This is a genomic window from Aerococcus viridans (genome assembly GCF_001543285.1).
GTDB lineage: Bacteria > Bacillota > Bacilli > Lactobacillales > Aerococcaceae > Aerococcus > Aerococcus viridans.
Genome location: NZ_CP014164.1, coordinates 1,434,396 through 1,447,358 on the forward strand (window position 1 = coordinate 1,434,396; position 12,963 = coordinate 1,447,358).

The following is a 12,963-nucleotide window of genomic DNA, read 5'->3' on the forward strand; positions in this document are numbered from 1 at the left end:
GCCCCACCTACTACAACGCTTGAATCGCTGCTTCGTTGTTCATATCGCGAACACCACCGCTTAACTCTTTTTTATAGTCGTTTAATTTTTCTGTTAAAGCTTGGTCTGCTACTGCTAATATTTGTACGGCTAAAACAGCCGCGTTTTCCCCACCATCAAGGGCCACAGTCGCAACTGGGACACCTTTTGGCATTTGAACGATAGATAATAAGGCATCTAAACCTGACAAGGTAGATGATTTAACCGGTACACCGATTACTGGTTTTACCGTCATGCCAGCAATCACCCCTGGTAAATGTGTCGCTTTACCGGCAATACCGATATAAAGGTCAGCGTCATTTTGTCCAACTAAGGCTTGTAGATCATCTAAAGCGCGGTGAGCAGAAATCACAGATACTTGGTAAGGAATTTCAAATTTACTTAGGTTACTAGTTACTTTGCGGGCGATTTCAACATCACTTGAACTACCCATAATAATTCTAACGAACATAATATAATTTCCTCCTATTTGGCGTTTAAATACGCAAAAGCTTCAGTTAAGAATGGATTTCCACCTTGACTTGGCACGTTTTGGTAGAGGTCTTGGCCACTTCTCTCAAATGAAGAGATGGTCCCAAAGACTAAACCGTTTGGACTAGCTAAGCCGTCAATATTTTCTTCTGCAAAATAAGTATCAAAAGCAGCAATCACTTGACCATTAGCTTTGATTTTTTCTGCTGCTTCTCCTAATACAACGCGACCAAATGCTGTTGCAAGCGGTGCGGTATAGGTTTTGTTAGCTCGACCAGTGGTAAAGGCTGATTTTTCAGAAACCACACGGCCAGTAGTCAAATCAGACACAAACTTGCCGTTTTTATTTGGTAAAACACGAATTGCTGAATGACCAGTCACTTGGCCAAATTCAATTAAACCAGTGCGGATTAAGGCTGAAAAAGCAGATCCAGACCCGATAATCAAGCGATCGGCTTTTAGATGAGCGTCAATAGCTTGGCTGACATCTGGTCTGTTAAGGATCAATTCCCAAGCACGACCTTGTTCATCCGTTTGGTTACCAAAGATTGACCCATTTGGTAAAGCCAGTAATTGTGTCTCTTTTAACTTTTCAAGTAACGTTTGAATTGATTGCTCAAATTTGGCATTTGATGAGTCGGCGATGACCATCACTTGACAGTCAAATCCAGCTTCTTCAAGGGCAAATTGTAAGTCATATTCACCGTTGGTTCCGTATAAAACTGGAATCAAAGCTTTGACCGGGGTTGCTGTTTGGCCAAGAGAACTATTAGGACATGCAAAACTATTGCCTGCGACAATTTTAGGTGTTTGGCGGTCAGCAGTTTCAATCTGATCAAATACAGAAGCAAAAACTTCATTTGAGGCAGCTTCAATCGCCTTGACAGCGTAGTCTTGACCAGCAATTTGAATGGTATCCGCTTGCGTTTGGCCGACAACTTGGTAAGGAATATCCCCAAGTAGGTCTTTAGGATCGCCGGCTAATTCTAAAAGGAAAGCCCCCATCATTGGTTCAGCCAAGCGGTTGGTGAAGTCCTCTGAAACAGCGACAGAAATCCCATTTCCATAAGACATTTCGATTAAATCTTTCAACATCCCGTTAAAACCAACAGTCGAAGCAGCTAATAAAGCGTCCCCTTTAGCCAATTGATGGATGGTTTCATAGATGGCTTTTTCTTGGTCTAAATCGATGGTCCAGTCCCGGTCTAATGGGTTTTCCACTAAGACAACTGTTGAACCCACTTGCTTGAAGGCACGAGAAACCACTTGGTCTACGTGACCTTGCGCAACCGCGAATGACAGTAAAGTTGGCGGTACGTCGATATCATCAAAGGTTCCTGACATGGAATCCTTTCCACCGATACTCGCTAAATTAAGTCCAGACATAGCTAAGTTGGCCCCTAATAGAGATAAAACAGGTTTACCCCAGCGTTCTGGATCATTTTGTAAGTTTTCAAAGAATTCTTGGAAGGATAGACGTAAATCTTTATAGTCAAATCCTAAGGCCACCATGCGGCTGACTGATTCAATCACTGAGTAGAAAGCCCCGTGGAACGGTGATTGTTCTGATAAGTAAGGGTCAAATCCGTAGGCCATACCAGACGTTGTGGTCGTTTTACCACCAGCAACTGGTAATTTTGAGACCATACCTAATTCAGGCGTTGCCCGGTATTTACCACCGAATGGGAAGAGTACAGACGCACGACCAATCGAACCGTCAAACTGTTCCGCCATAGCCTTCTGGCTTGCTCTATTTAAGGTTGACATATAAGCTTTTAATGACGCTTCATCCCAGACTGTCCCTGCTTTCACATCATTTTGGAAAAGGGTTTTTGGTTGTAGTAAGGTTGCATTCGCGTGTTTAGCCGCCCCATTTGAATCTAAGAAGGCTCTTGATAAATCAATGATTTGCTTACCTGACCAAGTCATTTGCATCCGGTCATTATCAGTCACTTCAGCAATAATCGTCGACTCAACATCTTCCTCTTCGCAGTATTGTAAAAAGGCTTCAATGTCTTTCTCAGCAACCACAACAGCCATACGTTCTTGCGATTCAGAAAGGGCAATTTCACCACCATGCATACCAGGGTATTTCACCGGCACATCATCCAGTTGAATATCCAATCCGTCTGCAAGCTCACCAACAGCAACAGAAATCCCACCAGCACCAAAGTCGTTACAACGTTTAATTAAACGTGTTGCTTCACCGCGTCTAAATAAACGGGTAATTTTTCTTTCAATGGCTGCGGCCCCTTTTTGTACTTCAGCACCTGCATTTTCAAGAGATTGTTCGGTTTGAATTTGCGATGACCCAACGGCTGCACCCAAACCGTCACGACCAGTCCGGCCACCTAATAAGATGATTTTGTCAGTTGCGACAGGTTCTTCGCGGACGATATTTTCTTTTGGTGCCGCTGAAATTAAAGCCCCTGTTTCCAAACGTTTAGCTTCATAACCAGGATGGTAAATTTCTTCAGCATAACCACCCGTTAAACCGATTTGGTTGGCGTAATCGCTATTACCTTCTAAGGCACGTTTCGTAATAGTTCTTTGCGGTAACTTTTCAGGATGAGTGGCCTCAAGTGGTAGATTAGGGTCTTTAGCCCCCGAAATCCGCATCCCTTGGTATACCCAACTTCTACCAGATAATGGATCACGAACCCCTCCACCAACACAAGTAGACGCACCACCAAATGGTTCGATTTCTGTGGGGTGGTTATGGGTTTCATTTTTAAAGTAAAGGATCCAATCTTCTTCAGTGCCATCAACGTCTACCTTAATTTCTAAAGCACAAGCATTCACTTCAGGTGAAATCTCAACATTGTCAAGGATGCCATTTTCCCGTAAGTAACGGCTTTGAATTGTTCCTAGGTCCATCAAGGTGATAGGACGTTCAGAACGGCCAAGTTGTGCTCTTTTCTCTAAATAATCATTTAAAGCTGCCTTGAATAAGGGTTCGTAGCGACCGGCATCGATGGTGACGATATCGATTTGGGTGTTGAAAGTGGTGTGACGACAGTGGTCTGACCAGTATGTATCAATGACTTTCAACTCAGTTAAATTGGGATTACGGTTTTCAGATTTAAAATATTCTTGGCAAAATCGCAAGTCATCTAAATCCATGGAGAATTTTTGAGATAGGTCAACTAAATCAGCTTCAGACATTTCGGTGAAACCAACAACTTCCTCAAGTTCTTCAGTAGATGAAGGGTAAATTTCAAATGGGGGTTCATCCATGGCAATGACGGTATTTTCAACCGGATTGATGAAGTAATTTTCAAAAATTTGCCCTTGGTCTGGTGTGACATTGTTTAAAGTCACGACTTTAGAATGGAAAACTTTGACTTCTTCAAATCCAAGCACATGTTGGATCATTTCCGTCATCATTTGCTCATGTTCATTGTATTGACCAGTCACTTGGCGGTAGCGGAAAGTGTAGTCAGCGCTCGGGATTTCTTCGATAAAAGTTAATTTTTCAGTATCGAATAAGGCTTTTTGGACCGCTTCAAGGGTAGCTTCAGAAGCCCCCTCAAATTGGTAAAGATTGTAGAAAGCAATTTCAGTATCCGCAGCAAAATTTAAAAATTCTAAGGCCTCTTTAGTGTATTTTTGACCTTCAACATCGAATTGGGCGTTATTTTTTGTAATAACTTGCATGTTTGGCCTCCAATTATTCAAAGTAATGCACAAGTGCTAAAGGTTCGATGTATTCATCACCTTTATAGACACGCATGTTGCCCCCTGCAACTTCATCAATTAAGACAATGTCATCAGAATTGTCTAAGCGACCAAATTCTAATTTGATGTCATATAATTCTAGGCCTTTTTCGGCTAATGCTTCTTTGATAACTAGGGAAATATCTTGGGTTAATTTTTTCAATTGGTCATATTCGCCAGCTTTTAAAATATTTAATTGCTCTAAGGCATCTTGGGTAATCAAGGGATCTTGTCGGTCATCATCTTTTAAAGTGAACTCTACGTAGGCATCAAGTGGTGCACCTGATTCAATGTAAGACCCGTAACGTCTGATAAAGCTACCAACAGCTTTAAAACGACAAATGACTTCTAACCCTTCACCAAATACAGAGGCTTTTTCAATCTGCATGGTGTTTTCTTCAGTATTTGAAGAAATATAATGCGTTGGAATATTCTTTTCTTTAAATAATTCAAAAAAGTATGTTGAAAGCACAACATTAGAGTGGCCTGACCCTTCAATCGTTGCCCCTACTTGGTTTTCACCTGGGTCAAATACCCCATCTTTACCCGTAACATCGTCTTTAAATTGGAAATAATATTGGCCGTTATCATCTTGGTATAAGTTTTTCGTCTTACCTGAATAAATAAGCATTGCTAAAAATCGCTCCTTTTCATAAACACATACGTTTCCATTGAATTATTTCGGAATATTCGTTTTCCGGATAACCATATGCTTACCTTAACGAATTTTATGGGTAAAGACAAGTTAAAACTGAACATTTTAATAAGAAATGTTAATTTTTGTTTGGAAATAGCCTTTATAAACGAACATTCGACTTTATGTATGCGTATAACGTTAAGAATTTAATGTTGTCGACAAAAATTGTGCAACTTTTGTATTTCAGCAAATTTTGCTGGCGAAACTGGCAAAATGGGCAAAAAAAGACCGCCATAAGTGCAGCGTGTTGCGCACTGATGACGGCCTATCTGTCCTTGTACGTCATATTGGACATACATTTTGGGGCGGACTAGCTTTTATATATTCGAATTTTTATTAAGCTTTTGGTTGGGTTTTGAGTACTTCAACCTTCTTGCCATTAATTTTCTCTTCTAATTCAGGGTACACAAGACGTGCAGTCGCTGAACCAAAGACCATTAATTCATACAATAATTGTGGATCTTCAGTGGTTCTTGATAATAAGCGTAGGTAAATTTCCCCGTCACCAGTCAAGATTAAAGTGTAGTAGCCTGCACGTTTCAAGTTGATTTCATTGATCACTGCTAAGGCTTTTGTTTGATTGTTGAAATCTTCAACTTGGACTAATTTACGATAAGTGATTTGGAATTCTGTAACCGACGAACCTTCTTTAAACTCACGTGCTACTACGTTAAAAGGAATCGTTTTATCTTCAGCAATACGGTAAGCACCTGAGAAAACAACTTGGTCTTCATTGAATTGATTCTTCTTAACGGGAACTTTCTTATCGTTAAACATTTTCTCTAAAATTGGTTGAATTGATGGCATGGTATGGTATTCCTCCGTTTATCTTCTAAATTCATTACTATCATCATTGTAACATAAGCTTGTCAGAAACCGAGAACAAGGTTGGTCAAAAGTTGCATAGATTTATCACTTTCAATTCATTAGGCGATCAAAGACTACAGCGTAATCTCCCCTGTAAGCTAGACTAAAATCGGGTTCGAGCCCCCAAAAAGGACTGCGTTTCAGTTTAAGTTGTTGCTGACGTTGTCAGCCACTGCCTCAAACTTCCAACGTTTCCTTTCTTGGCGTCGGCTCTCGCACCTTAGCTACAAATTCCGCTATCATTTCTAGTGCCTCATCTGCTTCAGGAATCGGGTAAATTGGGAAGATGTGGACCATATGTTGGTGGATATCGAAATAAATCGGTAATCCCTCAGCTTCAACTTTTTCTTTCAAGGCAAGTGTATAAGTCAAGGTTAAATCTCTCGTTCCACTCACGACTAATATAGGTGGTAAGTCATTAAATGCTCCATACCATGGTGAAACTAAAGGACTAATTGCTGGAAAGGGTTTAGCGAAAGTTTCTGTTTCAAGCGCAATTAATTTCGGTTGTAGAAAGGGTTCGTACTCCACATGGTCATATTCTACCAGGAAATTTTGCAAGGTGCCATCCAAAATAGGCGCGATAAGTACTGCCGACTCTGGCAAAGGTAAACCATAGTCACGCAATTGCTGCATAAAGGAAACCGCCAAAGCGCCACCTGTCGAATCACCAAGAATCGCAATATTTTCTGGGGCAATCCCCTTCTCTTCGATTAAATATAAGTAGCGTTTTAAAATCATTTTGTGCGCATCAACAACCTTGTGGGTTGGTCCCTTTGGATATATGGGCATGACTACTTGTCGATTAGTTAGGTCTGCCAATTTACGGGCCATATTAAAGTGCAATAAAGTTGGTTGTAACCAATAGCCACCACCCGAAAGATAGAAAACGACCTTTTCTAACCTTTGTGAGCTTGGTGACTGGCTGTCCTTTTGCATGTTTTGCACGGTAAAGGTATCTGTGAAACCGTCTAAATAATCAAAACCCATTGAACGCTTGATCAAGGTGAGTTCTAGGGGCAATTCATTACGGTTGTAGGCGACGGAATAAAGGCGGTCATAGTTGGAATTTTGACCAGGAAGAATACTGGAAGCCAGGGTCAGACTATCCTCGACCAATTGCGCAGCGTAAGAAATATTCACCTTACGGGCCCTGATTATTTGACTGGCAACAATACCTGTTAATGCACCCAATGCGGCTTTTGTCCAAGTTTTCATAGGAACCTCCTAAAGGATTTTCTTACAATAATCATATCATGATAAGCTGTCCGTAAACACCTATCTGTATTAACCAACTCAATATTTTTAAGAATAGAAAAAAGCCCGAATAAAATATCCGGACTTAAATAATCTTAAAATGTCAATTTTGGTTCCCAAAACGGTTCTTCTATTAAGTTTGAATCAGCAATAGCCATATCTAGGACTTCCATAACCGTTAAACTTTGGGCTAAGTGTTCTTCTGCATACATGGTATCCTTATGATCAATCCAATTTGCAAAAATCTTAAATTCTGCACCCATTTTATGCTCGCATGTATTCAATTCGAAATGATCCGTATAGCCATCATTTGTCCAAATATCAAATGAAGTGACCCTATTAGTAGCGCTGTTGACTGTAATAGTACCTTTAGTCCCTTGAATAGTTGCCCCATTTTTTCCTGTAGAATCCTTTGAAGCCATGCATACGCCTTTTGTGTATCCATAGTCCATGATTAAAACGCCAGATGTATCGATAGCATTCTCGATGTTGGGGTAGTATGTAACTTTCTTTGGTTTCCCAATTAAGCCAACAACGAAATGGATATTGGATGAATTTAAATCCATTAAGGCACCGCCCCCATTTTTGATATCAAAGGCCGGTAAAACGTTACCAGCTGTGAAAGAGTCATACTTACTCGAATATTTTGAGAAATTGCATTCAACTAACTTAATATCTCCAAGAAGTGGTAAAAGTTCGCGGATTTTACCATAATTTTCAACGAACTGCCCTGTTACAGCTTCAGCCAATACTAAATCGTAATCAATGGATAGTCGTTCCAATTCAATTAATTCCTTTTGTGACATCGTAAAAGGTTTCTCACATATCACATGCTTACCATGAAGTAAGGCTTCCTTAGCAAAAGGAAAATGTAAGTTATTAATGACGGCAACATACACTGTATCAATATCTGCTTCAGTCAAAAATTGGGTGTAATCACTATACACTTGGTCAATGCCATATTGTTTTTGAAAGGCGATTGCCTTGTCAACGCTTTTAGGTGTTGAGTTAATTGCAGTTACTTGTATTTCTGGCAACTCAGCAATTACCGGTAAAAATTGTTCGACTACTTTTCCAGTCCCCGCTATCCCTAATTTCAAATCTACTCCTCCATTAACCTAAAAATACCGCCAAACTAGGTCTTAACATTATTTTATGATAGCTAATTATAAGCCTGTAAACCCATAAATTCTAGCCCTTTTTGACACAAATTTTAATTTTCATTCAATTTCATACAAAGTAATCGGTCCACCTTCTTTTTAAAATAAAAAGGCTCTTTCAGACTCCCTGGTAACGATCAAAAACAAGGAGCGCCAATTCGTTTTACTAGCCAGCTATTCAAATGTCCTTTATCATATAAGATAGTTAGGCAAAAGATTTTAAGGAGGATTTCTCATGAAAAAGTATAACAATTTCATTAACGGTGAGTGGACAGCCCCTACCAATAATGAATACAAAGAAGTAGAAAACCCGACAACTGAAGAAACGATTGCCCAAGTTGCATACTCTGCAAATGAAGATGTTGACCAAGCAGTTGAAGCAGCTAAGACCGCCTTTCCTGCTTGGAATAATCTATCTCTTGAAGAAAGAACCGGTTATGTAGAAAAATTATTAGATGAAATCAAAGCCCACAAAGAAGAGATTCGTGACATTATTGTTGAAGAATTTGGTGCTGCCAAGACCTTCTCCGAGTCAGGACAAGTTGGTTTAGCCATTGATGAAATGTCAGCTACAGTTGAGGCCATTAAAGATTACAATTTAACGGAAGAAATTGGAAATACTAAAGTGATTAAAGAAGGTTATGGTGTAGTTGCTGCCATCACACCTTGGAACTATCCATTAAATCAAATTCAACGGAAAATAACACCTGCTTTATTAGCTGGGAATACCGTAGTTGTTAAACCAGCATCTGATACACCACTCACTGCAGTTAAACTATTTGAATTGGCTGAAAAAGTAGGATTTCCAAAAGGTGTATTCAACCTAATCCTTGGAAGTGGTAGTGGTGCTGGTAACTATCTAGCAGAACATGAAGATGTTGCCGTTGTTTCCTTTACTGGGTCAACTGAAGTTGGTCAAGGACTTTATGAAAATGCTGCTAAAGGCATCAAACACATCATCCTTGAACTAGGTGGTAAATCTGCGTTGGTTTACTTACCTGGTGGCGATTTATCCTTTGCCGTTAAAAAAGCAATGGGGACTATTTTAAACAACCAAGGGCAAACTTGTACTGCACTTACAAGACTATTAGTGCCTAAAGACGAATTAGCTGATGTAGAAGCTGAAGTAAAATCTTTCTATGAAGACAATGTCGTTATCGGTGATCCTGCTGATCCAAATACGCTTGTTGGTCCAATGGTATCCGCTAATCAAAAGAAAACAGTACTCGAATATATTGAAAAAGGTAAAGCTGAAGGGGCTAAAGTTTTAGTCGGTGATAAAAAACCAGCCATTGAAACTGGTCATTTTGTAACACCTACTGTCTTTACAAACGTGACTAATGATATGACGATTGCCCAAGAAGAAATTTTTGGTCCTGTACTTGTCATCATCACATATGATACTGAAGAAGAAGCGATTGAAATCGCAAACGACTCAATCTATGGCCTTTCAGGTGCGGTAGTTGGACCTACTGAAGATGCTTATAGAGTAGCTAAGCAATTACGAACTGGTAATATCTTTGTAAACAAATCAGAACGTAACCCACTTGCACCATTTGGTGGCTACAAACAATCCGGCCTAGGTCGCGAAAACGGTCTTTACGGTGTTGAAGACTACTTAGAAACAAAAGCGATTTTCTTAGAAGATTAAGCGATAGTATCTTAGAAAATAAATAAGTAAATTTTCGATACAAAAAACAGCTACTAGGTGACTGATATCACCTAGTAGCTGTTTTTTAATTTTTTATAATCTATCTTTGATAGGTATAAGACCATCTATTCCGTGTTCTGTGAATAAACCACTACACCACCAAAGAAGTCATTCTTAGTCATTTACCATCAACCCAAGCAAGGATTCATATACCGGTTTGGATTGGCAGACTTCTGCCACGAAATAAGCGATATAAGTGACGATGGCAATCGGTAGTAAGTACTGAATAGACCCTCCTGTCATTTCTAATATTAGAAAAATACCCGTTAATGGTGCGCGGACAATAGCCGCAAAATGCGCAGCCATCGCAATGACAGTAAAGACCGTAATCGTGTATGCGTCCACCAGTCCCAATTCATACAAGCTACTGGTGTACAAGTTGCCGACCAGCGCCCCAAGAGATAATAATGGGAAAAAGATCCCCCCTGGAATTCCTGACCCGAATGCCACACCGAGCAGAACTAGTTTTGCCAGGAATAGATAGAGCAAGGTCAACAGACCCGGATTATCTAAAAATGGTAGCAAAATGAGTTCTTCGCCCGACCCGATTAACCGCACATCCATCAAAAGTACAAGTGCCGTTAGCACAAAGGGAAAAACCATTTTCCAAAAAGTAGGTGCAGTCCATTTACTATATATAGCTTTAGACCATAAGATAACTTTATTAAAAAGTACACCTGATAACCCTAACAAGACCCCTAAAATAAGTAAATAAGGGTAAGTAGCCATTTCCACACGTAAAGCTTGAGGAATAGTGATAGCAGCATCATCTCCGATCAGTGCTATCGATACTAAAGATGCTGTAATTATCGTTAAAGTGGCAGACAAAAATCCACGACGGGTAACCTTCTTCAATAATTCCTCTAAGCAGAAAATGATACCTGAAACAGGCGCATTAAAAGCAGTGGCTAAACCGGCTCCTGCAGCCCCAACAATCAAGTATTTACCGGATTTAGCAGGCGTTTTGGTAACTTCTGCCACCCCTTGGCCGATTGAAGCACCGATTTGAACAGAAGGACCTTCACGCCCGAGCGTCAAACCTGATCCGATAGCCAATAAACCACCTAATAATTTATAAAATAAGACCGATGCCCATGAAAAATTGAGCTTACCGCTTAATTTCCCGGCAATTTGTGGAATACCTGACCCACCAATCATAGGTTCTTGCTTAGCTGTCCAAGCCACAATGCAGCCGATAACCGCAAACATCAAAACAAAGCCGATGCTGTGCCAAATCGAAGTCTGTCCCCAGACCAAAACACCCTCAACCACATGCATGATTGCTGGAATAGCCAGTCGAAATCCAGACAACACAATTCCCACGATAACCCCAGTTACAACCGACAATAAACCCAAACGATAATTCAATCGTCCTTCATGCATCACTATCATACCCCTCTTTGACAAGTTTGACTCTTTAAATATATCTAAAATTGTCAAATTAAGTGCAACACAGTTTTATAAAAGATTTCATAAGGTGTTTTCCAATTCAAACATTTTTTGGGACGTGTATTTAATTTCGTTGCCCAACCTTGTATCTCTTCATCAGTTGCATCTGTCAAATCAACACCTTTCGGTGAGTACTCTCTAAGGAGTCCATTTGTATTCTCATTAGATCCTCTTTGCCAAGGGGCATGAGGATCTGGAAAATAAATTTGCGTATTATTTAATTCCTCAGTCAATCGGGCGTGTTGACTGAATTCTTTACCACGGTCAGGTGTAATGGTTTTACAAAAATTAGAATCAATACCTTATAGTAATTTAATCATTTGGTCAACTACCGGCTTAGAAGCTTTCTTCTCAGATTTACCGATTAGTAATAACCTAGATTTTCTATCAACTAGCGTTACTAAGCACGCTTTACCAGTTTGACCTGCAACTGTATCTGCTTCCCAATGACCAATCTCAGTTCGTTCATTAGCGCTATCAGGTCGTTCATGAATCGGATTGGAGATAGGGATCTTTCCTCTTCTCTCTACGTGATTTTTAGAATGGCGTGTTTTACCTCTGTGTCTTAATTTACGGATAGCGCCTCGATTACCGGTTGATAAACCAGGCTCATCGAAGTCGCCACGATAAATTGCACGATAGATAGTATTATAACTGATTTTATTTTTGGCATTTTCAAGGTTCAAACGACCAGAAATTTGTTCTGGAGACCATTGTTCGTTGAGAAATAGTCGTTTGACCAACTGGAAAATAGAGTCTTTATCTAGCGTGCGATGTCTGCCACATAGTTGTTTTCTACGTTTATACTCTCCATGAGCAGTTGACGGTGAATAACTGCCATCCTTGTTTGAATTACGATGTAATTCTCTTGAGATAGTCGATTTAGAACGGTCCAGGGTCTCGGATATATGCCCGATAGTTTCGCCTTGTTCATACATTAGGAATATTGTTTCTCGCTCGTTCATGGTAAGATGTGTGTATGGATTCATAGCTTTCTCCTTCTAATAGTTGGTTAGTACATCTATTTTATAGGAAAACTATGGATCTTTTTTTATTTTATTATTGTTGTTGCACTTAAATTGTAAATTCGTCATCTAAATAAAAAAATCCCAACCAAGAAAAAGCTCGATTGGGATTCTCTGTATAGCTACTGTAGTAGCATTATTTTTGTTTACGGCGACGTTCTGGGATACGTGCAGCTTTACCATGTAAGTCACGTAAGTAGAACAATTTAGCACGACGAACTTTACCTTCACGTAATACTTCAATTTTAGCTACGCGTGGCGTGTGTACTGGGAAAGTACGTTCAACACCAACACCGTTTGAAATTTTACGAACTGTGTAAGTTTCGCTGATACCAGCACCACGACGTTGGATAACAACACCGTCAAATAACTGGATACGTTCACGTTCACCCTCAACAACTTTCGCGTGTACACGAACAGTGTCACCAGGACGGAAGTCAGGTACATCGTTACGTAGTTGTTCTGAAGTGATTTGATCAATTAAATTACTCATTTAGATTCTCTCCTTCCAACAACACTCATATGGCAATTTTGCCACAGCGGAATATCATAAAGTATGTGTTGAAACAA

At 39.9% G+C, this 12,963-nt stretch carries 9 protein-coding genes and 1 pseudogene; 1 reads left to right on the forward strand and 9 read right to left on the reverse strand.

Going from position 1 to position 12,963, the window contains the following annotated elements; all coding sequences use genetic code 11:
* Positions 1-10 precede the first annotated feature (10 nt).
* The 6 genes from purE to AWM76_RS06880 all read right to left on the reverse strand — a co-directional run bounded on the left by purE (position 11) and on the right by AWM76_RS06880 (position 8,148).
* Positions 11-490 carry a 5-(carboxyamino)imidazole ribonucleotide mutase gene (gene purE, locus AWM76_RS06855; RefSeq protein ID WP_003141809.1) on the reverse strand — a complete coding sequence of 160 codons (480 nt, stop codon included), beginning with the start codon at positions 488-490 and terminating at the stop codon, positions 11-13.
* Positions 491-504: 14 nt separating this feature from the next.
* On the reverse strand, positions 505-4,167 hold the full coding sequence (locus tag AWM76_RS06860) for a phosphoribosylformylglycinamidine synthase (RefSeq protein ID WP_003141810.1): 3,663 nt from the start codon (positions 4,165-4,167) through the stop codon (positions 505-507).
* A 13-nt stretch (positions 4,168-4,180) separates the two neighbouring features.
* Entirely contained in the window at positions 4,181-4,858 is a 678-nt protein-coding gene (locus tag AWM76_RS06865; RefSeq protein ID WP_003141812.1) for a phosphoribosylaminoimidazolesuccinocarboxamide synthase, read from the reverse strand.
* Between the two features lie 402 nt (positions 4,859-5,260).
* Positions 5,261-5,731, reverse strand: a complete 471-nt coding sequence (locus tag AWM76_RS06870; protein ID WP_003141813.1) for a hypothetical protein — start codon at positions 5,729-5,731, stop codon at positions 5,261-5,263.
* A gap of 237 nt (positions 5,732-5,968) precedes the next feature.
* Positions 5,969-7,009, reverse strand: a complete 1,041-nt coding sequence (locus AWM76_RS06875; protein ID WP_003141814.1) for an alpha/beta hydrolase — start codon at positions 7,007-7,009, stop codon at positions 5,969-5,971.
* A 134-nt stretch (positions 7,010-7,143) separates the two neighbouring features.
* Positions 7,144-8,148 carry a Gfo/Idh/MocA family protein gene (locus AWM76_RS06880; protein ID WP_003141815.1) on the reverse strand — a complete coding sequence of 335 codons (1,005 nt, stop codon included), beginning with the start codon at positions 8,146-8,148 and terminating at the stop codon, positions 7,144-7,146.
* 295 nt (positions 8,149-8,443) lie between these two features.
* Between AWM76_RS06880 and AWM76_RS06885 the strand changes: the two genes are divergently transcribed.
* Positions 8,444-9,859 carry an aldehyde dehydrogenase family protein gene (locus AWM76_RS06885; RefSeq protein WP_003141816.1) on the forward strand — a complete coding sequence of 472 codons (1,416 nt, stop codon included), beginning with the start codon at positions 8,444-8,446 and terminating at the stop codon, positions 9,857-9,859.
* 174 nt (positions 9,860-10,033) lie between these two features.
* On the opposite strand, the gene AWM76_RS06890 is transcribed toward AWM76_RS06885, so the two are convergent.
* The 3 genes and pseudogenes from AWM76_RS06890 to rplS form a co-directional block, all read right to left on the reverse strand.
* Entirely contained in the window at positions 10,034-11,302 is a 1,269-nt protein-coding gene (locus AWM76_RS06890; RefSeq protein WP_039935082.1) for a ClC family H(+)/Cl(-) exchange transporter, read from the reverse strand.
* Between the two features lie 53 nt (positions 11,303-11,355).
* A pseudogene (locus AWM76_RS06895) lies at positions 11,356-12,357 on the reverse strand (IS30 family transposase).
* Between the two features lie 172 nt (positions 12,358-12,529).
* Positions 12,530-12,886 carry a 50S ribosomal protein L19 gene (gene rplS / locus AWM76_RS06900; RefSeq protein WP_004262406.1) on the reverse strand — a complete coding sequence of 119 codons (357 nt, stop codon included), beginning with the start codon at positions 12,884-12,886 and terminating at the stop codon, positions 12,530-12,532.
* Positions 12,887-12,963: the final 77 nt, after the last annotated feature.